Source organism: Rhodovulum steppense (assembly GCF_004339675.1).
GTDB lineage: Bacteria > Pseudomonadota > Alphaproteobacteria > Rhodobacterales > Rhodobacteraceae > Rhodovulum > Rhodovulum steppense.
The window spans coordinates 15,383-38,635 of sequence record NZ_SLVM01000011.1; the positions used below are offsets into that span (position 1 = coordinate 15,383).

The following is a 23,253-nucleotide window of genomic DNA, read 5'->3' on the forward strand; positions in this document are numbered from 1 at the left end:
GAATGGAGGCCGATTTCGTCATCGTCGGCGCGGGATCCGCGGGCTGCGTGCTGGCCAGCCGACTGTCCGAAACCGGCGCCAGCGTGCTGGTGATCGAGCATGGCGGCACCGATGCCGGGCCGCTGATCCAGATGCCCGCCGCGCTGAGCTATCCGATGAACATGGCGCGCTACGACTGGGGCTTTCGCACCGAGCCCGAGCCGCATCTGGGCGGCCGCCGCCTGGCCTGCCCGCGCGGCAAGGTGATCGGGGGCTCGTCCAGCATCAACGGCATGGTCTATGTCCGCGGCCATGCGCGCGACTATGACCACTGGGCGCAGGCGGGCGCGGCGGGCTGGGCCTATGCCGACGTGCTGCCCTATTTCAAGCGGATGGAGCATTGGCATTCCGGCGGCCATGGCGGCGATCCGTCCTGGCGGGGCTCCGACGGGCCGCTGCATGTCACCCGCGGGACGCGGCGGAACCCGCTCTTTCACGCCTTCGTCGAGGCGGGGCGGCAGGCGGGCTATCCGGTCACGCCCGATTACAACGGTGCCCGGCAGGAAGGGTTCGGCCCGATGGAACAGACCGTCTGGCGTGGGCGGCGCTGGTCGGCGGCGAATGCCTATCTGAAACCCGCGCTCAGGCGGGCGCAGTGCGGGCTGGTCCGGGCGCTGGCCCGGCGCGTCGTGTTCGAGGACCGGCGGGCCACGGGTGTCGAGATCGAGCGCGGCGGCACCCCCGAGGTGATCCGCGCCCGGCGCGAGGTGATCCTTTCCGCCTCCACCATCAACTCGCCCAAGCTGCTGATGCTGTCGGGGATCGGCCCGGCCGACCATCTGGCCGAACACGGGATCGAGATCATCGCCGATCGCCCCGGCGTCGGTCGGAACCTTCAGGACCATCTGGAACTCTACATCCAGATGGCCGCCAGCCAGCCGGTGACGCTCTATCGCTACTGGAACCTGGCGGGCAAGGCGCTGGTGGGCGCGCGATGGCTGTTCACCCGCACCGGCCCCGGCGCCTCGAACCAGTTCGAAAGCGCGGGCTTCATCCGCTCGCGCCCGGGGGTGGACTACCCCGACATCCAGTATCACTTCCTGCCGCTTGCGGTGCGCTATGACGGGCAGGCCGCGGCCGAGGGGCATGGCTTCCAGGCCCATGTCGGGCCGATGCGCAGCCCCTCGCGCGGGGCCGTCACGCTGCGCAGCGCCGATCCGGCCACTCCGCCCGCGATCCTTTTCAACTACATGTCGACCCCGCAGGACTGGCAGGATTTCCGCACCTGCATCCGCCTGACCCGCGAGATCTTCGCGCAGGAGGCGTTCCGCCCCTTCGTCCGGCACGAGATCCAGCCGGGGCCGCAGGTGCAGAGCGATGACGAGATCGACGATTTCGTGCGCGCGCATGTCGAAAGCGCCTATCACCCCTGCGGCACCTGCCGGATGGGCGCGGCGGGCGATCCGCTGGCGGTGGTCGATCCCGAAACCCGCGTGATCGGCGTCGCGGGGCTGCGCGTGGCCGACAGTTCGATCTTTCCGCGCATCCCCAACGGCAACCTGAACGCCCCCACGATCATGCTGGGCGAGAAGGCCGCCGACCATATCCTCGGCCGCGCCCCCCTGCCGCGTGACGAGGCACAGCCCTGGATCAACCCGCACTGGCAGACCCGGCAACGCTAGGGCCGGTGCCGTGCCGCGCCCGTCCGGGGCTCAGATCGCCCTCACGCCATATCCCGCCCCCTCGATGGCGGCGGCCACCGCCCTGGGGTCAAGGACGGTCTCGACCCGGACGCTATGCGCGTCGAGATCGCAGGTGATGCGTGCCGACGGGTCGCGGTGCCGGATTGCTGCCTCGATTGCCGCGCTGCAATGCCCGCAGATCATGTCCGGAACGGAAAACTGCATGTCTGGCCCTCGTGCCGGGGGTGCGAATGAGGCCTGTATCGGGCTTCCGGTAGCTGGAAGGTCAAGACGTCGTTTCAGGCGGCACCCTGTGGCAGGTCACTTCAACTGGCTGTCCTTGGAGCCGCGCCGGTTGATGCCGCCGCGCTGCACGGGCCGCGCATCGCGCGCCTGCTGGCAGTCGATGCACAGCTTGACGCCCGGGATCGCCTGCCGCCGCGGTTCGGGGATCGGCTCGTCGCATTCGGCGCAATGGGTCAGGCTTTCGCCCCGCGGCACTGGTCGGGCCTGCATCCGGCGCAGCTCGTCCTCGATCGAGGCGTCGATCTGATCCTGAACGGCGCCATCCCGCGCCCAGCCGCCTGCCATGCTGCGCCCTCCGTCCCGGTATCCTAACCGATGGGGCGGGGATTGTCGCGCATTGCGGGCTCAGAACATCGCATGCGCGCCCAGATCGACCGTTTCCTCGCCCGCGAGCAGCCTGTCGTAATAGTGAAACAGCGTTTCGGTGCCATAGGCGGGGGTCGCCTCGGCGTCGTAGCGCCCGGTTGCGGGGTCGAGGACCAGCATCGACTCGGTGGCGTAATAGCGGCCGATCCGGGCAAACTCGGCCTTGTCGCGCATCTTCGGCGAGACGCGGCCCAGAAGCCCCAGCACCGCGATGATCGCATCCATCATCCCCACCGGGACCGAGCGGAATTTCGGCTCCCGCCCCAAGGCGCGGAACAGGTATTCGCCCTGCTCGCGCGGGGTGATCGCGGGTTTGGGGCCGCCGATCGGCAGGATGCGGTTTCGCAACGCCGGATCGTCCAGGCAATCGGCCATGAACCGGCCCAGATCGGCATCGCTGATCGGGGTGCAGGCGGTCAGGGTGCCGTCGCCGAAGATCAGGAAGGGCTTGCCCTGGCGCACCCGCGCGACCTGGCCCGACAGCGACTTGAAGAAGGCGGTGGGCCGCACGATGGAATACTCCAGCCCCGAGCCGATCAGGTCCGCCTCGAAGGCAAGTTTCGCCTTCTGGAATTCCAGCAGCGGCTTCTGCACGCAGATCGCCGACAGCAGCACCACATGGCCGACCCCCGCCGCGCGGGCGGCGGCCAGCGCGTCGGAATGGGCCTTGTGGTCGATGGCCCAGGCGTCCCGCGGCGTGCCGCTGCGCGAGGCAAGGCAGGAGACCAGCACATCGAACCGCTCGCCCCGGAACCCGTCGCGCGCCAGGGACGCCGGATCGGTCACCTCGCCCTCGCGCAGCGCGACGCCCGGCGGCAGGCCCCGGGCGGCCGCAGCACCCGTGCCCGGCCGGACGAGACAGACCACCTCATGCCCCCGCTCGGCCAGCGCCGCCACGCTGGCCCGGCCGATGGTGCCCGTCGCACCAAGCACGAAGACCCGCCGCGGCGCGGGTGAACGGGCAGGCAGAGCAGGGGCGGGGTCGGTCATGTCATGGATCCTTGCCGAAAGGGCGGCCGCGCGGGCCGCGAGTCGGCGCCATCCTAGGCAAGCCGCCGCCGATCCTGAAGGGGGCGCGTCCGGCACCGTCCGGGCATGGCGATCCGGCCCCGTTGCGGCCCGGCGGGCAGAACCCTGATCGCCGGGCCGTTTTCGTGCTATCCTCCGGCGCAGGGGACCGCATTGGGAGGATGAGGCGATGACAGGCAATGGCTGGGCTCCGGCCCTCGATGCCGTGCTCGGCGGCGTGACGCAAGGCGAGATGGCGGCGCGCGTGCCGGGGGTGGTGGCGATGCTCACCGACCGTCAGGGCAATGTCTACGAGGGCGCGCGCGGGCTGCGCGACCTTGGGACGGGGACGGCGATGACGACCGACACGGTCTTCGCCATCTTCTCGACCACCAAGGCGATCGGCGGGACCGCGGTGCTGCAATGCGTCGAGGAGGGGCTGCTCGATCTCGACGCCCCGGCCAGGGACTATGCCCCCGGGCTGGGCGAATTGCAGGTGCTCGAAGGGTTCGGACCGGGCGGCGTCCCGCGGTTCAGGCCGCCGAAATCCGACATCACCACGCGCCAGTTGCTGCTGCATACGGCCGGCTTCGGCTATGATTTCTTCAACCGGGACTACCTGAAAATGGCCGCCGAACATGGCCAGCCCTCGGTCGTGACCGCCAGCCGCGAGGCGTTGATGACGCCGCTGCTGTTCGATCCCGGCGAGAAATGGGAATATGGCAGCAATATCGACTGGGCAGGCCAGGTGGTCGAGGGCATCCGCGGCAAACGTCTGTCCGCCGTGCTGGCCGAGCGGGTCTTCGCGCCGCTGGGCATCACCGACATGGCCTTCACCCGCAGCGCGGAGATGAAGGCGCGCACCGCGACCGTCCATGCCCGCGGCGCGGACGGGTCGCTGACGCCTCTGGATTTCGCGCTGCCCGACAATCCCGAGATCGACATGGCCGGGCACGGGCTTTACGGCACGGTGGGCGAGTACATGAAATTCATTCGCATGTGGCTGAATGACGGGATGGGGCCGCAGGGTCGCGTGCTGAAACCCGAAACCGTCGCGATGGCGGTGCAGAACGGGCTTCAGCCGCATCAGCAGGTGGTGATGCTGCCCGGTGTGATCCCGTCGCTCTCCAACGATGCCGAGTTCTTCCCGGGGCTGAGGAAAGGCTGGTCCCTGACCTTCATGGTCAACGAGGAAGAGGCCCCCACCGGGCGGCCCGCCGGCGCCATCGGCTGGGCGGGGTTGGCCAACCTGTTCTACTGGATCGACCGGCAGAACGGCTTCGGCGGGTTCTGGGCCACCCAGATCCTGCCCTTCGGCGACCCGGTCTCCTTCGGCGGCTATCTCGATTTCGAGACCGCGGTCTACGACCGGCTGCGCAACCGCCCCGCGGCCTGAACGGCGCGCGGGGCGCGCGCGGCCTCAGCCGCCCGCCAGTTGCGCCTTGCGTTCGATCCGGCGGGCATGCAGCACCGGCTCGGTATAGCCCGAAGGCTGGATGCGGCCCTTGAACACCAGGTCGCAGGCGGCCTGGAACGCGATCCCGTCATAGCCCGGCGCCATCGGCACATAGGCCGGATCGGCGGCGTTCTGGCGGTCCACCACCTCGGCCATGCGGCGCATGACCTCCATCACCTCATCCGCGCCGACGATTCCGTGATGCAGCCAGTTGGCGATATGCTGGGCCGAGATCCGGCAGGTCGCCCGATCCTCCATCAGGCCGATATCGTTGATATCGGGCACCTTGGAACAGCCCACTCCGGCGTCGATCCAGCGCACGACATAGCCCAGGATGCCCTGCGCGTTGTTCTCGACCTCGCGCAGGATCTGGGGGCGCGACCATTTGCGGAAGGCGGCCAGCGGGATTTCGAGGATCCCGTCCACATGCGCCCGGCGGCCGCCCTTCCGCAGCCCCGCCTGTACCGCCAGCACATCGACCTGATGGTAATGCAGCGCGTGCAGCGTGGCCGCCGTGGGCGAGGGCACCCAGGCACAATTCGCCCCGGCCTTGGGGTGTTCGATCTTGGTGGACAGCATCGCCGCCATCCGGTCGGGCATCGCCCACATGCCCTTGCCGATCTGGGCGCGGCCCGACAGCCCGCATTCCAGCCCGATATCGACATTCAGGTTCTCATAGGCCGTGATCCAGCCCTTGCGCTTGATGAAATCCTTGCGGCTGAACGGCCCCGCCTCCATCGAGCTGTGGATCTCGTCGCCGGTGCGATCAAGGAAGCCGGTATTGATGAAGGCGACCCGGTGCTTCGCCGCGCGGATACATTCCTTGAGGTTGACCGAACTGCGCCGCTCCTCGTCCATGATGCCCAGCTTGACGGTGTAGCGCGGCAGGCCAAGGATTTCCTCGACGCGGGTGAAGGTGTCGTCGGCAAAGGCCACCTCGTCGGGACCGTGCATCTTGGGCTTGACGACATAGATGGACCCGGCGGGGGAGTTGCGCGGGCCGTCGGTCTTTTTCAGGTCATGCAGCGCGATCAGCGTGGTGAGCGCGGCGTCCATCAACCCCTCGAACACCTCGGCGCCGTCCCCATCCAGGATCGCCGGGTTGGTCATCAGGTGGCCGACATTCCTGACCAGCATCAGCGCCCGGCCCTTGACGGTCAGGCTGCTGCCATCGGGGGCGGTATAGGTGCGGTCGGGCTCCAGCGCGCGGGTCAGCCGTTCGCCGCCCTTGTCGAATTCGGCGCTCAGATCGCCCTTCATCAGCCCCAGCCAGTTGGCATAGGCCGCCACCTTGTCCTCGGCATCGACACAGGCGACCGAATCCTCGCAATCCATGATCGCCGAGACGGCCGCCTCCATCCGCACCGCCGCCAGCCCGGCCTGATCGCGCGCGCCGACCGGGTGGGTGCGGTCGAAGACCAGTTCCACATGCAGCCCGTTATTGCGCAGCAGGACCGCCTCGGGCGCGCGGGGGTGGCCGCGATAGCCCGCGAATTTCCCGGGCTGTTCCAGCGGCAGATCGTCGATCAGAAGCGCGCCGCCCCTGACGTGATAGCGCCGCGCATCGGCATGGCTGGTGCCCGCGATGGGAAACGCCTCGTCCAGAAAGACCCGCGCGCGCGCCACGACACGGGCGCCGCGACCGCGATCATAGCGCCCCCCGGGCGGCGGGCTGCCCATCGCGTCGGTGCCGTAAAGCGCGTCGTACAGGTTGCCCCAGCGCGCATTCGCGGCGTTCAGCGCGTAGCGGGCATTGGTGATCGGCACCACCAGTTGCGGCCCCGGCACGGTCGCGATCTCGGGATCCACATTGGCGGTCTCGATCTCGAACGGCGCGCCTTCGGGGCGCAGATAGCCGATCTCGGTCAGGAACGCCTTGTAGGCCTCGTGGTCATGGGGCTGGTTGCGCCGCGCCAGATGCCAGGCGTCGATCTGCTGCTGCATCGTCTCGCGGATCGCCAGCAATTCGCGGTTGCGCGGGCTCAGGTCGCGCACCAGCCCGGCAAGGCCCTCCCAGAAGGCGCCCGCCTCGATCCCGGTGCCGGGCAGCGCGCGGGCCTCGACGAAATCGGCCAGCACGGCCGCGACCTTCAGCCCGGCCCGGTCCTGATATGTCTCGCCGCCCATCTTCGCCTCCATGCTGTCCTTGTCCCGCATAGCTCAGAGCAATTCCACGCCCGCAATGCAAGTGCAGCCTTGCCCGCCCGGCATCGTCCCCGCCCGCAAAACCCGCGCCGCGCCGCCGATCCGGCCAAATCCCCGGCGCTGCGCGTTTTCCCGCCATTTTATCGTCTGCGCCCCGTGGTGCCCGGCCCGCGGCCTGCGGTATGAAGGGGCATGGACATCGTTCTGCTGACCACGGTCATCGCCTCCCTGTTCCTGCTGATCGGCGCGGCCGAGCCGCTGGCCGCGCGCCTGCGCCTGCCCTTCAGCGTGATCCTCGCCGCGCTGGGCATCCTGATCGGGGCGGGCGCGCTGTTCTTCCTGCGCACGGACCTGACCGATGCGCTGAACCCGGTGGCCGAGGCGATCCTCGCGGTGCCGATCCGCTCGAACGTGTTCCTTTACGTCTTCCTGCCGACCCTGCTGTTCCAGGTCACGCTGGGGATGAACCTGCGCCGGATGCTGGACGACTGGGTGCCGATCCTGATGCTGGCGGTGGTCGCGGTGGTGGTGGCGACGCTGTCGGTGGGCTATGCGCTGGCCTGGGCCAGCGCGCTGCCGCTTGCGGTCTGCCTGCTGGTGGGCGCGATCGTCTCGACCACCGATCCCTCGGCGGTGGTGGGCATCTTCCGCTCGATCTCGGCGCCGCGCCGCCTGGCGCGGATCATCGAGGGCGAAAGCCTGCTGAACGATGCCGCCGCCATCGCGCTGTTCGGCCTGTTCATGGGATTCGTGATGCTGGGCATGCCCGATCCCAGTCTCGGCGACGCGCTGGCGCGCTTTCCGCTGCTGATCGCGGGGGGCGTGCTGACCGGCTGGCTGGCGGCGCGGATCGCGGTCCGGTTGATGGCGATGTTCGCGCGCTACGAACTGGCGCAGATCTCGGTCTCGGTGGCGCTGCCCTACCTGGCCTTCATCATCGCCGAACAGAGCGTGGGCGCCTCGGGCGTGATCGCGGTGGTGACGGCGGGGATGACGCTGAACCTGATGGGGCCGGGGCGGCTGCCGCCCGCGTCCTGGTCGAACCTGCGCGAGGTCTGGGATCTGCTGGCGCATTGGGCGGGGGCGTTCATCTTCATCCTCGCCGCGTTGTTGATCCCGCGGCTTCTGGAAGAGGTGCGGATCGGCGATTTCGCCCTGATCGGCGTCGTGATCCTGGCCGCCCTGGCGGCGCGGGTGGTGATCCTGTTCGGCCTGTTGCCGCTGCTGTCGGCGGTCCGGCTGTCGCCGGTGGTCGAGCGGCCCTATCGCGTCGCGATCCTGTGGGGCGGTCTGCGCGGCGCGGTCACGCTGGCGCTGGCGCTGGCCGTGACCGAAAGCGTCCGCGTGCCGGTCGAGGTCAAGCGCCTCGTCGCGATCCTGGCCACCGGCTTCACGCTGTTCACGCTGATCGTGCAGGGCACGACGCTGCGCTGGATCATCCGGCAACTCGGGCTCGACCGGCTGTCGCCGATCGACCAGGCGCTGTCCAACCAGGTGGTCGCGGTTGCGCTTCAGACCGTGCGCGAGGACGTGGCCCGCAGCACCGAGAATTACGAACTTACCCATGACATCGTCCGCTCCGAGGCCAAGCGTTTCGGCGAACGGCTGGACGGCGCGGTCAAGACCGCCGAGGAGAATACCGAGATCCTCGACCGCGACCGGATCACGCTGGGGCTGATCGCGCTGGCCGGGGCCGAGCGCGACGCGATCCTTGCCCGCATCAGGGACCGCACGATGTCCTCGGGGCTGGCGGAACGGATCCTCTCCGATGCCGACCGGCTGATCGAGGGCGCGCGCAGCGGCGGGCGGACGGGCTACCAGCGCGCGGCGCGGACAAGCGTCGGCTACGGGCGCAGCTTCCGGGTGGCGGTGACGCTGCACAACCGGCTGCGCCTGTCGCGACCGCTGGCGCTGATGGCGGCGGAGCGGTTCGAGATCCTGCTGTCGCAGCGGCTGATCCTGCGCGATCTGGGCGGCTTCATCGACGGACGGATCCGGCGTATTCATGGCCGCCGGGTGGCCGATCTGCTGCACGAGATGCTTTCCCGCCGCGCCGAGGCGGTCGATACCGCGCTGGAAGGGCTGCGGCTGCAATATCCCGGCTATGCCGAGGAACTGGAACGCCGCTTCATCCGTCGCACCGCGCTGCGGCTGGAGGAACGCGAATATGACGCGATGCGCGAGGACGGGCTGATCGGGGCGGAACTGCACAACGCGCTGATGCAGGACATCGCCCGCCGTCGCGCCGGGCTGGACGCGCGCCCGCGCCTCGATCTGGCGGTCGAGAAGGCGGAACTGGTGCGCTGCTTCCCGCTGTTCGACGATCTCGACGGCAAGGCGCGCAAGCGGCTGACCCAGGCGCTGGTGACGCGCTATGTCAATGCGGGCGATGTTCTGATCCGCAAGGACACCCAGCCGCGCAGCGTGTTCTTCATCGCCTCGGGCGCGGTCGAGGCGGAAAGCGCGGGCCAGGTCTTGCGGCTGGGCCGGGGCGAGATGTTCGGCCAGATGGCCGTGTTGATGCAGAAACCGCGCCGCGCCGAGGTGCGCGCGATCGCCCCCTCGACGCTTCTGGTGCTGGACGAGGCGCGGTTCCGGCGCCTGCTGCGGCGCAGCCCGGCGGTGCAGGCGGCGGTTCGGGAAAGCGCGCGCAGGCGCGGCATCGCTCCCGAGACGCTGATGCCCGACGGGTCGGCCACCGCCTGAGCCCGGCCCCGCCCCTCGCATCGCGCTTGGTGTGCGCGCGCGATCCGGGTTAAGCTGCCGGATCGGGAGAGGAACCGGGCGGCGTCCGCGGGAACGGAACCGCCTGTCAGGGAGGGGAACGGCCCATGTGCCAGATTTTCGCGGGGCAGGATCCGCAGCGCTACCGCTCGACCACGCGCCGGTTGCGGCTGAACGGTCATTCGACCAGCATCCGGCTGGAAAACAGCTTCTGGGCAATCCTTGACGAGATTGCCGCGACCGAGGGCGTCACCACGCCCGCCTTCCTGTCGCGGCTGCATGCCGAGGTGCTGGAACTGCATGGCGAGCCGGTGAATTTCACCTCGCTGCTGCGCTGCGCCTGTCTGGTCTTCATCGAGACCGGGCGCCGCGGCGGGGTCGCGATGGCCGCCGAATGACGGCTTTCGGCGCGGGGTAGTAAGGCGCTACTACCCGCAGGGCGCCCCGCGCGGTCTATGCTGGCCCCGAAACCAGCAACAACCGGCGGGAGGCATTGGTGGCCAAGGCAATCCACAGCATGATCCGCGTGCTCGACGAGGCGCGCTCGGTGGCGTTCTACGAAAAGGCGTTCGGGCTGACGGTGGCCGACCGGCTCGACTTTCCCGAGTTCACGCTGATCTACATGAGCAATTCCGAAACCGGGTTCGAGGTCGAACTGACCGTGAACAAGGGCCGGACCGAGCCTTATGCGCTGGGCGACGGCTATGGCCATCTGGCCGTGTCGGTCGCGGATCTGGACGCCGAACATGCCCGCTTCGAGGCCGAGGGGCTTGCCCCGCGCAAGCTGGTCGCCTTTGCCCCCGCGGGCGAGGTGATCGCGCGGTTCTTCTTCGTCGCCGATCCCGATGGCTACCAGATCGAGGTTCTCGAACGCGGGGGGCGTTTCAAATAGGGGATTTCCGGGCGGTTGGGAGGCCGCCCCGGGACATCAGGGACGTCATTCAGGGAGGAGACAGAATGACACTTCAGCCAGCAATCCGGGGTCTGACCCGGCGCCAGCTTCTGTCGCGCGCCAGTGCGGCGGGGGCATCCCTTGTCATCGGGGCGGGCTTCGTCGCCGCGCCCGATGCGGCCTGGGCCTACGAGACGGCGCATCTCAGGCCCGAAACCTTCGCGACGCTGGTCCGGATGGCGCGCGACATCTATCCCCATGACCGGATCCCCGACGCCCATTACGTCATCGCGGTCAAGGGCTATGACAGCGCCGAGGCCGCCCCGGGCATCGCCGAGGGGATCGCCGCGCTGGATGCCGCGGCGCAGGCCGGGGGGTTCCCCAGCTATCTGGACACCGGCTGGGAACGCGACCGCGTGGATATCCTGCGCTCGATCGAGGACAGCGCCTTCTTCCAGACGATCCGCGGCGGGCTGGTGACGGGGCTTTACAACCAGAAAGCGGTCTGGCCGATCTTCGGCTACGAGGGCGAGAGCTATAGCCAGGGCGGCTATATCGAACGCGGCTTCAACGACATCGACTGGCTTTGAGGTCTGGGGGAGGACTGGCAATGGCTGCATCTTTCGAACTGACCGACGACAGCGTGGTGGTCATCATCGGCACCGGCGCGGGCGGGGGCGTTCTGGCCAACGAACTGGCGCAGAAGGGCGTGCGCGTCGTCGCGCTGGAGGCCGGCGGGCGCTACCTGCCCGAGGATTACGTCAATGACGAATGGGAAAGCTTCGGCCAACTGGCCTGGCTGGACCCGCGCACGACCAGCGGCGACTGGCGCGTGGCCAGGGACTTTTCCGGCCTGCCCGCCTGGATCGTCAAGGCGGTGGGCGGCACCACGACGCATTGGGCGGGCGCCTCGCTGCGGTTTCAGGCGCATGAATGGAAGGCCGCGACGACCTATGGCGCGGTCGAGGGCGCGAACCTGCTCGACTGGCCGATCGACGCCGCCGAGATGGAGCCGTGGTATGACCTCGCGGAAAAGAAGCTGGGGGTGACGCGCACCAATGGCATCGCGGGGCTGCCCGGCAACAACAACTACCTGCTCTTCGAAAAGGGCGCCAAGGCGCTGGGCTATACTGAGGTCCATACCGGCCGCATGGCGATCAATTCGGCCGAATATGACGGGCGCAGCTTCTGCCACCAGACGGGCTTCTGCTTTCAGGGCTGCAAATGGGGCGCGAAATGGTCGGCGGCCTATACCGACATCCCCCGCGGCGAGGCGACCGGCAATCTGGAGGTCCGCGAGCGCGCCCATGCCGCGCGCATCCTGCATGACGATGCGGGCCGCGTGACGGGGGTCGAGTATTTCGACCGGGACGGCAACCTGCACTTCCAGCGCGCGCGGATCGTCTGCGTGGCGGGCAACAGCTTCGAAAGCCCGCGGCTGCTGCTGAACTCGGCATCCAGCATGTTCCCTGACGGGCTGGCCAACAGTTCGGGCCAGGTCGGGCGCAACTACATGCGGCACATGACCGGCTCGGTCTATGCCACCTTCGACAAGCCCGTGCGCATGTGGCGCGGCACCACCATGGCGGGGATCATTTCGGACGAGGCCCGCCACGATCCCGGCCGCGGTTTCGTCGGCGGCTACGAGATGGAGACGCTGGCGCTGGGCATCCCGTTCATGGCGGCCTTCCTCGACCCGGGCGCCTGGGGGCGCGAATTCACAACGGCGCTGGATGCCTATGAATACATGGCGGGCATGTGGCTGGTGGGCGAGGACATGCCGCAGGAAACCAACCGCGTGACGCTGAACGCCGAGGTCAAGGACCAGTGGGGCCTGCCGGTCGCGAATGTCCATTTCGACGACCATCCCAACGACATCGCGATGCGAAACCACGCCTACCGGCAGGGCAGGGCGGTCTACGAGGCGGTGGGGGCCACCCGCACCTTCCCGACGCCGCCCTATCCCAGCACGCATAACCTGGGCACCAACCGGATGAGCGAACGGCCCGGGGATGGCGTGGTGAACCGCTGGGGGCAAAGCCATGACATCGCGAACCTGTTCGTCTCGGACGGCTCGCAATTCACCACCGGCGCGGCCGAGAACCCGACGCTGACCATCGTCGCGCTGGCGATCCGGCAGGCCGACCACATCGCGCGCGAAATGGCGGCACAGACCCTCTGAGGGGACGAAGACCGGGCCGCGGCGTCCCGCCGGGCGCCGCGGCCTTCCCCTTGGCCGCCCCGGGAGTTGCGGATCCCCCTTGCCTTGGGTATCGCTGGACCCGGGCACCGGCGCATGCGTCGGCCGCAACAGAGGGGAAGAAAGACGGTGCTGTTGATCCTCGGTCTCTATCTGGGTTTCTCGCTGGTCCTTTTGCTGGGCGCGGCCGAGGTCGAACGCCGCGCCATCGTCGCCCGCCGCCTGGGCCCGAACGGCCGCGCCATCCTGATCGCGCTGGTCGTCTCGGTGGTGGCCTCGCTGGGGGTCGTGGTCGCCGGGGCGGTCACGGGGGGCCTGCTGCGCACGCTCCACCTGCTGGGCGGAACCATTGTCTATCACGGCGCGATGGGCGTGCTGCTGGTGCGCGGGTTGCAACGGGTCTCGGCCCGCGTCTTCGACCGGACCGCGCCCTGAGCCCGGCCTCACGTCTCGTCGGCGTCGTTCCGGCCCGGGCGCCGCGGAACAGGCGACATGACAGACGCGGCGTCACTCGTCAAAGGCGCTGAAATGGCAACGCGGGCAAAGGCCGTCATGCAGGGCCTCGCCGCAGCGGCTGCACCGGGCACGGCCTTTCAGCCAAGCCAGAATCGTTCCGAGGATCTTCATGCGTCCGGGTCCTCCTGCGGCCTGGATCGGGTGACTGCGCACCGCCCGACCCGGGCGCTCGTGACTGCACCATTGCGCCGGGATGCGCTCTGTCCGGCGTCTTCGCCGCCGTCCCGGAAGTCTGCGCATCGCTCCCCGACAGATCCTGTCATGTGGGGGACGGCGTAAGCCCGTTTTCAGCCGCCCCGCCGCCCGGGCGGACCTCTGGCGGCAACTCGGCCGCGGAACCGGGCACGACCGGCAGCCGCGTCGGCGCGCAGATCGCGCGCGGTGGCAGCCAGGAGCCGCACCGACTGGAATCGCCTCGCTTCATCTTCTGGTGCTTCGCGTTGCAAAACCCACTGTCGCACGAAATGTCCACAAGATATTGAGGTAGATCGCGGCAGGTTAACCAAATTCTCCTTTACAGACTCGGGCTTTGCCACCACCATATCTTGTAAGGGCCTTCGGGAGTTCCCGCAGACCCTGCAGCAGGCACCTAAGCCTTGTGGGCTGCCACCCAGACAGGGCTACAACCGAAGAGGCCGGGCATGTCGCTTTCCGAAGATTTCCCGCACAGCGAAGACCTCCACCCCATCGACATCGTCGAGACCCTGGCCGAACACCGTGACTGGGAATTCGACCGCGTGACCGACGACCAGATCGCGATGGCGGTTGTCGGGCAGTGGCGGACCTACGCGATCACGCTGGCCTGGTCGGGCCATGACGAGATGCTGCGCCTGATCTGCACCTTCGAGATGGAACCCCCCGAGGACAGGCTGCCCGCGCTCTACGAGACGCTGAACGCGACCAACGACATGTGCTGGGCCGGGGCCTTCACCTATTGGCATGACCAGCGGCTGATGGTCTGGCGCCACGGGCTGATGCTGGCCGGCGGCCAGCCCGTCGCCGCCGAACAGGTCGACCGGCTGATCCGCACCGCGGTCTCGGCCTCGGAACGCTTCTATCCCGCGTTCCAGCTTGTCGCCTGGGGCGACCGCAGCCCCGCGGATGCGCTGCAAGTCGCCATTGCAGAGGCTTACGGCCGCGCCTAACCTCGCCCCCCGAGGATAACAGGGGATCACGGGAATGCAGATGGACGACCTCGCCGCCCGGGGGCTGGTGCTTCTGGGCTGCGGCAAGATGGGCTCAGCGCTTCTGGCGGGCTGGCTGAAGGGCGGTCTGCCCGCCGGTTCGGTCTGGGCGGTCGATCCCGGCCCGTCCGACTGGCTGCGCGCCCGCGCGGCCGAGGGGCTGAACCTGAACGCGCCGCTGCCCGGCAATCCCGCCATCGTGCTGCTTGCGGTCAAGCCGCAGGCGATGGAGGCCGCGCTGCCCCAGGTCGCGGGGCTGGCCGACGGGCGCACGCTGTTCCTGTCGGTCGCGGCGGGCAGGACGCTGGGCTGGTTTGCCGAACGTCTGGGCGCATCGGCCCCGGTGATCCGCGCCATGCCCAACACGCCCTCCGCCGTGGGCCGGGGCATCACCGCGCTGATCGGCAATGCGCAGGTCGATGAGGCGGGCCTCGCGCTGGCCGAAACGTTGCTCTCGGCGGTGGGCCAGACCGTCCGGCTGCAATCCGAGGACCAGATGGACGCCGTGACCGCCGTTTCCGGCTCGGGTCCGGCCTATGTCTTTCACCTGATCGAGACCTTGGCCGCCGCCGGAGAGGCGCAGGGCCTGCCGCCCGCCATGGCGCTGCACCTTGCGCGCGCCACCGTCGCAGGCGCGGGCCAGCTTGCCGAACAGGCAGCCGAAAGCCCGGCCGAGTTGCGCGTCAACGTCACCTCGCCGGGGGGCACCACGGCGGCCGCGCTTTCGGTGCTGATGGACCCGGAAACGGGTTTCCCGCCGCTTCTGCACCGCGCCGTCGCCGCCGCCACCGCCCGCAGCAAGGAACTGGGATCGTGAGCGAAATCACCTATGACGACTTCCTGAAGGTCGATATCCGCGTCGGCCGGATCACCCGCGCCGAACCCTATCCGGAGGCGCGCAAACCCTCGATCAAGCTCTGGGTGGATTTCGGCCCCGATATCGGCGAGAAGAAAAGCTCGGCCCAGATCGCCACGCATTACAGCCCCGACGACCTGCCGGGAAAACATGTGCTGGCGGTGGTCAACTTCCCGCCCCGGCAGATCGGCCGGTTCATGTCCGAAGTGCTGGTTCTGGGCTTGCCCGACGCGGATGGCGAGGTAGTTCTGATCGGGCCGGACAGGCAAGTACCGATCGGGGGGAGGATGTTCTGATGACGAAGATACTGGTGACGCGGCCGATGCCGGGCCGCGTGGGACCGGCCGTGCGCGAACTGGGCGAGGTCGAGATGCGCGACAGCAACCTGCCGCTGTCCGAGGACGAGATGCGCCGCGCGCTGGCCGAGTTCGACATCGTGCTGCCCACGCTGGGCGACCGGTTCTCCGCCGCGATCTTCGCCGCCGCAGGCCAGCCCCGCGCCAGGCTGCTGGCCAATTTCGGCATGGGCTACAACCATATCGACGTGGAAGCCGCCCGCGCGCTGGGCATCGCCGTGACCAACACGCCCGGCGCCGTGACGGACGCGACGGCCGATATCGGGATGCTGCTGATCCTGATGACCTGCCGCCGCGGCGGCGAGGGCGAGCGCATGGTCCGCGCCGGCCGCTGGGAGGGCTGGCACCCGACCCAGATGCTGGGCCTGCATGTCACCGGCAAGACGCTGGGCATCGTGGGGATGGGCAATATCGGCCAGGCGCTGGCGCGGCGCTGCCATCACGGCTTCGGCATGGACGTGGTCTATTACACCCGCACGCCCAGGACGCTCGATTTCCCCGCAACGCCGGTGGACAGCCTGACCGCGCTTGGGGCGGCCTGCGATATCGTCGTCTCCTGCGTGCCCGGCGGCGCCGAGACGCGGCACATGATGGGGGCCGAGCTGTTCGCCGCGATGAGGCCAACGGCGCATTTCGTCAACATCTCGCGCGGCGACGTGGTCGACGAGGCGGCGCTGATCGCGGCGCTGTCCGAGGGCCGGATCGCGGGCGCGGGGCTCGATGTCTACGAATTCGAACCCCAGGTGCCGCCCGCGCTGCTGGCGATGGAGAATGTGGCGCTGCTGCCGCATCTGGGCACCGCGACGCTCGAGGTGCGCGAATCGATGGGCATGATGGCGGTCGAGAACATCCGCGCCTTCCTGGCAGGCCAGCCCCTGCCGAACGCGGTCTGAGCCCGCCCCCGCGCCCCGCCCCTTCTTCTTGGCGGAAATACCCCGGGGGTCCGGGGGCAGCGCCCCCGGCGGGTCGCCCGGGCGTCAGCCCGGGCGAAACCTGGCCGCGTCCCCGCGCCCCCTTGTCTCGCCCGTCCCCGAAGGGCTAGAAGCGCGCAACCGGATTTGCCCCGCAGGATTTCCCATGACCGACAGGCCGCTCTACGATTTCAACGACCGCATGCTCTCGCTGGGCCTCGCCCGCGTCTCCGAGGCCGCCGCGCTCGCCTCGGCAAAGCTGATCGGCCATGGCGACGAAAAGGCCGCCGACCAGGCCGCGGTCGATGCCATGCGCGTCCAGCTCAACCAGCTCGAGATCGCGGGCGTCGTGGTCATCGGCGAGGGCGAGCGCGACGAGGCGCCGATGCTCTATATCGGCGAGGAGGTGGGCGCAGGCTCCGGCCCCGCGGTCGATATCGCGCTCGACCCGCTCGAAGGCACGACGCTGACCGCCAAGGACATGCCGAACGCGCTGGCGGTGATCGCGATGGGCGCGCGCGGCTCGATGCTGCACGCCCCCGATGTCTACATGGAAAAGCTCGCCATCGGGCCCGGCTATCCCGAGGGGCTGGTCACGCTCGACATGCCCCCCGCCGAGCGGGTGCGCAAGCTGGCCGCGGCCAAGGGCGGCACGCCCGCCGACATCACCGTCTGCATCCTCGAACGCCCCCGGCACGAGGCGCTGATCGCCGAGGTCCGCGCGACCGGCGCGGCGATCCGGCTGATCACCGATGGCGATGTGGCCGGCGTCATGCATTGCGCCGAGGCGCAGCGCACCGGCATCGACATGTATATGGGGTCGGGCGGCGCGCCCGAGGGCGTTCTGGCGGCCGCGGCGCTGAAATGCATGGGCGGGCAGATCTTCGGCCAGCTGCTGTTTCGCAACGACGACGAACGCGCCCGCGCCGACCGCGCCGGAATCGCCGACCTGAACCGGGTCTATGCCCGCGACGACATGGTGCGCGGCGACGTGATCTTTGCCGCGACCGGGGTGACCGATGGCTCGCTCCTGCCCGGCATCCGGCGCGAGGTCGGCTGGCTGACCGCCGAGACGCTGCTGATGCGCTCCAAGACCGGCTCGGTCCGGCGCATGACCTACCGGACCCCCGTGAAATAGGCGATGGCCCGGGCGTTTCTCGACGTCGACTGCTCCGCGACGGGCCGACGCTGGACCGGCCCCACGCCCGAACAGGCCCGCCAGGCCGAGGCGCTGGAACAGGCCGCGCGCCTGCCCCCCGCCGTGGCCGCCGTGCTGGCCCGGCGCGGCGTGGCCCCCGAGGCGGCCGAGGGTTTTCTCGATCCCACGCTCAAGGACCTGCTGCCCGACCCCTTGTCGCTGCGCGACATGACGGCGGCGGCCGAACGGTTCCTTGCCGCGCTGCGCACCCGCCAGCGGATCGCGGTCTTCGCCGATTACGACGTGGATGGCGGCGCCTCGGCCGCGCTGATCCTGACCTGGCTGGCCGCGCAGGGCCACAGGGCCACGCTCTACATCCCCGACCGGATCGACGAGGGCTATGGCCCGAACGAACCCGCGATGGAACGGCTTGCCCGCGACCACGACCTGATCGTCTGCGTCGATTGCGGCACGCTGAGCCATGGCCCCATCGCCGCCGCCCAAGGCGCGGACGTGATCGTGCTCGACCATCACCTCGGCGCCGAGACGCTGCCCCCCGCGCTGGCCGTGGTGAACCCCAACCGCCAGGACGAGACCGGCGATCTGGGCCATCTCTGCGCGGCGGGCGTCGTGTTCCTGATGCTGGTCGAGGTCAACCGCCAGATGCGCGCCGCCGGGATGGCGGGGCCGAACCTGATCGACTTCCTCGACCTCGTGGCGCTGGCGACCGTGGCCGATGTGGCGCCGCTGACGGGCGTCAACCGCGCGCTGGTGCGCCAGGGGCTCAAGGTGATGGCGCGGCGCGGCCGCCCCGGCCTTGTGGCGCTGTCCGACATCGCGCGCATGACCAGCGCGCCCACGCCCTATCACCTGGGCTTCCTGCTGGGCCCAAGGGTGAATGCGGGCGGGCGGATCGGCCAGGCCGATCTGGGCGCGCGCCTGCTGGCCACGTCCGATCCGCACGAGGCCGCGGCGCTGGCCGAACGACTCGACCAGTTGAACACCGAACGGCGCGAGATCGAGGCCGCGGTGCGCGACGCCGCGCTGGCCCAGGCCGAGGCGCGCGGGCTCGATGGCCCGCTGGTCTGGGCGGCGGGCGAAGGCTGGCACCCCGGCGTCGTCGGCATCGTCGCCAGCCGCCTGAAGGAGGCCACCAACCGTCCCGCCGTGGTGATCGGCCTTGAGGGCGACCAGGGCAAGGGCTCGGGCCGGTCGGTCTCGGGCGTCGATCTGGGCGCGGCGATCCACCGGCTGGCCACCGAGGGGCTGCTGGTCAAGGGCGGCGGGCACCGGATGGCCGCCGGGCTGACGGTCGCCCGCGACCGGCTGGACGAGGCGATGGAGCGTCTCGGCGCGCTGCTCGCGAAACAGGGGGCAGGGGCGTCCGGCCCGCGCGAGCTGCGGCTCGACGCGCTGCTGATGCCCGGGGCCGCCAGCGCCGATCTGGTCGAGCGGATCGAGGCCGCAGGCCCCTTCGGCGCAGGCGCCCCCGCGCCCCGCTTCGCCTTTCCGGGGATGGCCGTGAGCTTCGCCCGCCGCGTCGGCGACAGCCATCTCAGGATCGGATTCGGCGACGGCACCGGCCCGCGCCTCGACGCGATCGCCTTCGGCGCCTTCGACACCCCCCTCGGCCCGCTGCTCGAAGCCCATGGCGGCGCGCGCATCCACCTTGCCGGGCGACTCGAGATCAACGACTGGGGCGGCCGCCGCCAGGTCCAGCTTCGCCTCGAGGACGCGGCGCGGGCCGACTGACAGGTGACGAAAAAACCGCGAAATACCCCCTTGCGCAGCCCCGCCAATTTATCTAGGAAACGCCCCACAAGCCGACACGGCCCGTTCGTCTATCGGTTAGGACGCCAGGTTTTCAACCTGGAAAGAGGGGTTCGATTCCCCTACGGGCTGCCACTTATCCCTGTAAGTGACTGTTTTTTCTGATAAAAATTCAGCGCCGGTTTCTCTGCCTAAGCATTGCCTAGCGAAGCGACAGGCACCGAACGCCCCCGAAACCCCCGGCGAACGATCACGAAGACATGACCGCATGTCGCACCCGGCGCGTTGCGCAGGCCGCGCACGGCGAACGCTACTATGACAAGACACTTGAACTTTCGTGCGTCTTAGCCTACATTGCCGCTAAGTCGGGTGCGCTGACCTATTTGCGGTGCTTCGAGGAATACCTTGCCCGGCTTACCAGAACTATCTAGGGCTGCCCTCGGGCAGCCTTTTGTTTTTGTGGGGGATGATCGTGCATCTATTCTACGTCGATGAATCAGGGTCAGTTGCAGACCCCTCGCAACAATACTTCGTTTTGGCTGGCGTCGCGGTCTTCGAACGCAAGACGCATTGGGTTGAACAGGACTTGAACGCGATAGCCAAACGCTTCAACCCTACGACGCCCCACGATATTGAACTTCATGGTTCCCCGATGCGATCTGGGCGCGAAGGCTGGAAGGCGCACCCGTTGCCTGACCGGCTCGCCGCAATCAAAGATGCGCTGCAAAGCGGTGTAGCAAGCCATCATCCGAAAGGTGTGAGACTGTTTGGGGCGGTTGTGAAGAAATCCGCGTTGCCCGGTGCGGACCCGGTTGTTCATGCTTTCGAACAGATCACAAGCCGCTTTGACATGTATTTGCGAAGGCTCTACGCCAAGCACAACGACCCCCAACGCGGCATCATGGTCTTCGACAAGTCTTCGACCGAACAACGCATTCAAACGCTGGCACGGGACTTCAAGTATACGGGCCACACTTGGGGCACGACACAGAACTACGCCGAAGTTCCATTGTTCCTTGATTCGCGGGCATCGCGACTTATTCAACTTGCCGATTTGGTTGCCTATGCCTTATTCCGACACTACGAACACGGGGACGGTTCATTCTTTGATGTAATCAAGGACTGTTTCGACGCCGAAGGTGGCGTAAACCACGGTCTATACGTTCGCCAATAAAAAGAAGCCCCGGCTGCGACGGTGAACGCAAACCGGGGCTAGTTGGCACACTTCGCTAGCAGTGTCAGGGGTGTTCGCACAGGGCCGTGACGGTCGCCCGTTGGTTGGCGGGGATTGCCCACAGGGGCACGCAGAGGCAGGCCACGGCGTCAAGGTCAAGGTCGCCAGCCCTTTCCCCTGTCAGCACGTCCATGACGCTCTGCGTGGGCGAGGACAGCCGTACCAACTCCCAACAGCGATTGTTCAGCAACAGTCCGATGAGATTTCTATCGGACCCGCCAAGGCCTCCGTTCTCCACGGTGCAGTCCGCCACGAGGCCTGCCCGGACCCGGGCTGCCGCCCCTGCGACCTGTCGCCAGGGCGACGATTTGCCCGACTCGTGCTTCCGTGGCACGCTTGTGCCCGGGCGCGTCAAGACCAACAGCCAACAGCGCGCGCGACACAAGGGAGGAGCCGAAAATGAACCTGAGACCCGATCCGACATTCCACGCGACCCCGAGGCTTGCCATGCAGGCCCCGGTCGAAACTCTGGCCTTCACGCTGATGCTCAGCCCCGACGGGACGCAGCCCGACGGCCTGGCCGTCATCGACGTGGACCCGTCCTCCGGCAGCTATGGCCGGATCGTGCACCAGCTCATCATGCCCAACAGGGGCGACGAGTTTCACCATTTCGGCTGGAACGCCTGTTCCTCGGCGCTGTCGCCGCTGACCGGCCACGCCTTTCTGGAACGCCGCTACCTCATCATCCCCGGCATCCGGTCCTCGCGGATCTATGTCGTGGACGTCAAGGAGCCGCGCGCGCCGAAGATCCACAAGATCATCGAACCCGAGGAGGTCTTCGCCAGGACCGGCTATTCCCGTCCGCACACCATCCATTGCGGCCCCGAGGGCATCTATGTCAGCACGCTGGGCGGCGGCGGGCCGGACGGCACCGACGGCCCGCCCGGCATCTTCATCATGGATTGCGAGACCTTCGAGATCCGCGGCCGCTACGAGATGGACCGCGGCAGGCAGGACAAGCATTACGATTTCTGGTGGAACCTGCCGCGCGACTACATGGTGAGCAGCGAATGGGGCCTGCCGCCGCAATTCGAGAACGGCCTCGTGCCCGAGGATCTGCTGTCCAACCGCTACGGCCATGCCATCCATTTCTGGAAGCTGCGCGAGCGGCGCAACGTCCAGACCATCGACCTGGGCGAGAACCACCAGATGGCGCTGGAGGTCCGGCCCGCCCATGACCCGGCCAGGGATTACGGCTTCGTCGGCGTGGTCGTGGACACCACCAACCTGCAAGGCGCGATCTTCACCTGGTGGCGCAGGGATGACGGCACCTTCGCGGCGAAGAAGACCATCACCATCGACCCGCAACCCGCCGATCCGGCCGATCTGCCCGACCTGCTCAAGGGCTTCGGCGCGGTCCCGCCGCTGGTGACCGATATCGACCTCAGCCTCGATGACCGATTCCTCTATGTCTCGTGCTGGGGCACGGGCGAGATGCTGCAATACGACGTGTCCGACCCGATGGCCCCGAAACTGGCGGGCAAGGTCCAGATCGGCGGCATCGTCCAGAAGACCCCGCACCCCAGCGGCAAGGCCTTCGGCTACGGCCCGCAGATGGTCGAGATCAGCCGCGACGGCAAGCGCGTCTACTGGACCAACTCGCTCTATTCCACCTGGGACGACCAGTTCTACCCGGGCGAGGGGGGCGGCGCGATGGTCATGGCCCATGTGGGCCCGAACGGCGGGCTGACCCTGGACGAGCAGTTCTTCGTCGCGTTCCCCGAAGGCTATCGCAGCCACCAGATCCGCCTCGAAGGCGGCGATTGCTCGACCGACAGCTTCTGCTACCCCTCGGTCTGAGGCGTGGACGGCTTCGATACGACGACGGCCCTGTGGGGGGGCGTCGTCGCCTCGGGCATCTATCACGGCGTCAATCCCGGCATGGGCTGGCCGCTGGCGGTTTCCGCCGCGCTGATGGAGCGCAGGCCGGGCAGTCTCCACAGGGCCATCGCGGCGCTGGCGGCGGGGCATCTGCTGGCCATGGCCGCGATCCTGTTCCCCTTCACCGCGCTGCTGGTCCTCGCCGAATGGCAGCGCGAGATACAGGTGGGGGCGGCCTGCCTGGTGATCGGGCTGGGCCTCTACCTTCTGGTCAATCGCCGCCATCCGCGCTTTCTCGCCCGCGTGCCGCCCTCGCGCCTGGCGCTGTGGTCGTTCCTCGCGGCCATGGCCCATGGCGCGGGCCTGATGCTGGTGCCGATCTATCTGGGCATCTGCGCCACGGTCGAGACCGATACCGGCCATGCGGCGGCGGCGGATCTGATGGCAGGCAATGCCGGGATCGCGGCCCTGGTCGCCATTGTCCACACGCTGGCCATGACGCTTTCGGGCGGGGCGCTCGCGATTGGCGTCCATCGCTGGCTGGGCCTGAAATTCCTGTCGAAAAGCTGGTTCAACCTCGACCTGGTCTGGGCCACGAGCCTTGTTGTGGTCGGGGCGGTCGCGCTCCTCACGGTTCACTGAGGACGCGGCCGCGGCCCAGAGGCGCGCGCGCCCGGACCCGGCACGAGGCCGATGCCAGCCCCGTCGC

The 23,253-nt window shown here is 68.6% G+C and carries 21 protein-coding genes and 1 tRNA gene; 18 read left to right on the forward strand and 4 right to left on the reverse strand.

Going from position 1 to position 23,253, the window contains the following annotated elements; translation table 11 throughout:
- Nucleotides 1-2 precede the first annotated feature (2 nt).
- Complete coding sequence (betA, locus tag EV216_RS08885; protein WP_132694731.1) at nt 3-1,661, forward strand: choline dehydrogenase; 1,659 nt, start codon at nt 3-5, stop codon at nt 1,659-1,661.
- A gap of 30 nt (nt 1,662-1,691) precedes the next feature.
- Here the strand turns inward: betA and EV216_RS08890 are convergent, their stop codons facing one another.
- The 3 genes from EV216_RS08890 to EV216_RS08900 all read right to left on the reverse strand — a co-directional run bounded on the left by EV216_RS08890 (nt 1,692) and on the right by EV216_RS08900 (nt 3,323).
- Entirely contained in the window at nt 1,692-1,886 is a 195-nt protein-coding gene (locus EV216_RS08890) for a heavy-metal-associated domain-containing protein (RefSeq protein ID WP_132694733.1), read from the reverse strand.
- Between the two features lie 96 nt (nt 1,887-1,982).
- Nucleotides 1,983-2,252, reverse strand: a complete 270-nt coding sequence (locus EV216_RS08895; RefSeq protein ID WP_132694735.1) for a DksA/TraR family C4-type zinc finger protein — start codon at nt 2,250-2,252, stop codon at nt 1,983-1,985.
- A 60-nt stretch (nt 2,253-2,312) separates the two neighbouring features.
- Nucleotides 2,313-3,323 (reverse strand): NAD(P)H-binding protein, encoded by a 1,011-nt coding sequence (locus tag EV216_RS08900; protein ID WP_132694737.1) that lies wholly within the window; start codon nt 3,321-3,323, stop codon nt 2,313-2,315.
- A 208-nt stretch (nt 3,324-3,531) separates the two neighbouring features.
- Between EV216_RS08900 and acmB the strand changes: the two genes are divergently transcribed.
- Nucleotides 3,532-4,737, forward strand: a complete 1,206-nt coding sequence (gene acmB / locus EV216_RS08905) for a methyl acetate hydrolase AcmB (RefSeq protein ID WP_132694738.1) — start codon at nt 3,532-3,534, stop codon at nt 4,735-4,737.
- Between the two features lie 24 nt (nt 4,738-4,761).
- Here the strand turns inward: acmB and EV216_RS08910 are convergent, their stop codons facing one another.
- Nucleotides 4,762-6,924: a malate synthase G gene (locus tag EV216_RS08910; RefSeq protein WP_132694739.1), complete on the reverse strand. Its 2,163-nt coding sequence runs from the start codon at nt 6,922-6,924 to the stop codon at nt 4,762-4,764.
- A 210-nt stretch (nt 6,925-7,134) separates the two neighbouring features.
- On the opposite strand from EV216_RS08910, the gene EV216_RS08915 reads away from it, so the two are divergent.
- From EV216_RS08915 to EV216_RS08990, 16 genes are all read left to right on the forward strand, one after another.
- Nucleotides 7,135-9,648: a cation:proton antiporter gene (locus EV216_RS08915; RefSeq protein WP_132694740.1), complete on the forward strand. Its 2,514-nt coding sequence runs from the start codon at nt 7,135-7,137 to the stop codon at nt 9,646-9,648.
- Nucleotides 9,649-9,773: 125 nt separating this feature from the next.
- Nucleotides 9,774-10,064 carry a ribbon-helix-helix domain-containing protein gene (locus EV216_RS08920; RefSeq protein ID WP_132694741.1) on the forward strand — a complete coding sequence of 97 codons (291 nt, stop codon included), beginning with the start codon at nt 9,774-9,776 and terminating at the stop codon, nt 10,062-10,064.
- Between the two features lie 98 nt (nt 10,065-10,162).
- Nucleotides 10,163-10,558: a VOC family protein gene (locus tag EV216_RS08925; RefSeq protein ID WP_132694743.1), complete on the forward strand. Its 396-nt coding sequence runs from the start codon at nt 10,163-10,165 to the stop codon at nt 10,556-10,558.
- Nucleotides 10,559-10,623: 65 nt separating this feature from the next.
- Nucleotides 10,624-11,148 (forward strand): twin-arginine translocation signal domain-containing protein, encoded by a 525-nt coding sequence (locus tag EV216_RS08930; RefSeq protein WP_132694745.1) that lies wholly within the window; start codon nt 10,624-10,626, stop codon nt 11,146-11,148.
- Nucleotides 11,149-11,168: 20 nt separating this feature from the next.
- A complete protein-coding gene (locus EV216_RS08935) occupies nt 11,169-12,740 on the forward strand; it encodes a GMC family oxidoreductase (protein WP_132694747.1) in 1,572 nt (523 codons plus the stop codon).
- A gap of 147 nt (nt 12,741-12,887) precedes the next feature.
- The gene (locus EV216_RS08940; RefSeq protein WP_132694749.1) at nt 12,888-13,193 is read left to right on the forward strand and encodes a hypothetical protein; all 306 of its coding nucleotides are present in this window, start codon (nt 12,888-12,890) and stop codon (nt 13,191-13,193) included.
- Between the two features lie 722 nt (nt 13,194-13,915).
- Nucleotides 13,916-14,419: a type III secretion system chaperone family protein gene (locus EV216_RS08945; RefSeq protein WP_132694750.1), complete on the forward strand. Its 504-nt coding sequence runs from the start codon at nt 13,916-13,918 to the stop codon at nt 14,417-14,419.
- Between the two features lie 34 nt (nt 14,420-14,453).
- A complete protein-coding gene (proC, locus tag EV216_RS08950; protein WP_132694752.1) occupies nt 14,454-15,275 on the forward strand; it encodes a pyrroline-5-carboxylate reductase in 822 nt (273 codons plus the stop codon).
- Nucleotides 15,272-15,610, forward strand: a complete 339-nt coding sequence (locus EV216_RS08955; RefSeq protein ID WP_132694754.1) for a tRNA-binding protein — start codon at nt 15,272-15,274, stop codon at nt 15,608-15,610. The genes proC and EV216_RS08955 overlap by 4 nt, the downstream gene beginning before the upstream one ends.
- Nucleotides 15,610-16,563, forward strand: coding sequence for a 2-hydroxyacid dehydrogenase (locus EV216_RS08960; protein ID WP_132694756.1), 954 nt, complete (start codon nt 15,610-15,612; stop codon nt 16,561-16,563). Before EV216_RS08955 ends, EV216_RS08960 begins: the two co-directional genes overlap by 1 nt.
- Nucleotides 16,564-16,747: 184 nt before the next feature.
- Nucleotides 16,748-17,719: a class II fructose-bisphosphatase gene (gene glpX, locus EV216_RS08965; RefSeq protein ID WP_132694758.1), complete on the forward strand. Its 972-nt coding sequence runs from the start codon at nt 16,748-16,750 to the stop codon at nt 17,717-17,719.
- A 3-nt stretch (nt 17,720-17,722) separates the two neighbouring features.
- A complete protein-coding gene (gene recJ, locus EV216_RS08970; protein ID WP_132694759.1) occupies nt 17,723-19,471 on the forward strand; it encodes a single-stranded-DNA-specific exonuclease RecJ in 1,749 nt (582 codons plus the stop codon).
- A gap of 78 nt (nt 19,472-19,549) precedes the next feature.
- Nucleotides 19,550-19,624, forward strand: a tRNA-Glu gene (locus tag EV216_RS08975).
- A gap of 337 nt (nt 19,625-19,961) precedes the next feature.
- Nucleotides 19,962-20,663 carry a DUF3800 domain-containing protein gene (locus EV216_RS08980; protein ID WP_207893991.1) on the forward strand — a complete coding sequence of 234 codons (702 nt, stop codon included), beginning with the start codon at nt 19,962-19,964 and terminating at the stop codon, nt 20,661-20,663.
- Between the two features lie 459 nt (nt 20,664-21,122).
- Nucleotides 21,123-22,523: a selenium-binding protein SBP56-related protein gene (locus EV216_RS08985; RefSeq protein ID WP_132694761.1), complete on the forward strand. Its 1,401-nt coding sequence runs from the start codon at nt 21,123-21,125 to the stop codon at nt 22,521-22,523.
- Nucleotides 22,524-22,526: 3 nt separating this feature from the next.
- On the forward strand, nt 22,527-23,186 hold the full coding sequence (locus tag EV216_RS08990) for a hypothetical protein (RefSeq protein WP_132694763.1): 660 nt from the start codon (nt 22,527-22,529) through the stop codon (nt 23,184-23,186).
- Nucleotides 23,187-23,253 lie beyond the last annotated feature (67 nt).

Bases quoted from the DNA above. Each gene is read 5' to 3' on its own strand.
- betA (WP_132694731.1), top strand. From the start codon at position 3: ATGGAGGCCGATTTCGTCATCGTCGGCGCGGGATCCGCGGGCTGCGTG.
- EV216_RS08890 (WP_132694733.1), bottom strand. From the start codon at position 1,886: ATGCAGTTTTCCGTTCCGGACATGATCTGCGGGCATTGCAGCGCGGCA.
- EV216_RS08895 (WP_132694735.1), bottom strand. From the start codon at position 2,252: ATGGCAGGCGGCTGGGCGCGGGATGGCGCCGTTCAGGATCAGATCGAC.
- EV216_RS08900 (WP_132694737.1), bottom strand. From the start codon at position 3,323: ATGACCGACCCCGCCCCTGCTCTGCCTGCCCGTTCACCCGCGCCGCGG.
- acmB (WP_132694738.1), top strand. From the start codon at position 3,532: ATGACAGGCAATGGCTGGGCTCCGGCCCTCGATGCCGTGCTCGGCGGC.
- EV216_RS08910 (WP_132694739.1), bottom strand. From the start codon at position 6,924: ATGGGCGGCGAGACATATCAGGACCGGGCCGGGCTGAAGGTCGCGGCC.
- EV216_RS08915 (WP_132694740.1), top strand. From the start codon at position 7,135: ATGGACATCGTTCTGCTGACCACGGTCATCGCCTCCCTGTTCCTGCTG.
- EV216_RS08920 (WP_132694741.1), top strand. From the start codon at position 9,774: ATGTGCCAGATTTTCGCGGGGCAGGATCCGCAGCGCTACCGCTCGACC.
- EV216_RS08930 (WP_132694745.1), top strand. From the start codon at position 10,624: ATGACACTTCAGCCAGCAATCCGGGGTCTGACCCGGCGCCAGCTTCTG.
- EV216_RS08935 (WP_132694747.1), top strand. From the start codon at position 11,169: ATGGCTGCATCTTTCGAACTGACCGACGACAGCGTGGTGGTCATCATC.
- EV216_RS08945 (WP_132694750.1), top strand. From the start codon at position 13,916: ATGTCGCTTTCCGAAGATTTCCCGCACAGCGAAGACCTCCACCCCATC.
- proC (WP_132694752.1), top strand. From the start codon at position 14,454: ATGCAGATGGACGACCTCGCCGCCCGGGGGCTGGTGCTTCTGGGCTGC.
- EV216_RS08960 (WP_132694756.1), top strand. From the start codon at position 15,610: ATGACGAAGATACTGGTGACGCGGCCGATGCCGGGCCGCGTGGGACCG.
- glpX (WP_132694758.1), top strand. From the start codon at position 16,748: ATGACCGACAGGCCGCTCTACGATTTCAACGACCGCATGCTCTCGCTG.
- recJ (WP_132694759.1), top strand. From the start codon at position 17,723: ATGGCCCGGGCGTTTCTCGACGTCGACTGCTCCGCGACGGGCCGACGC.
- EV216_RS08985 (WP_132694761.1), top strand. From the start codon at position 21,123: ATGAACCTGAGACCCGATCCGACATTCCACGCGACCCCGAGGCTTGCC.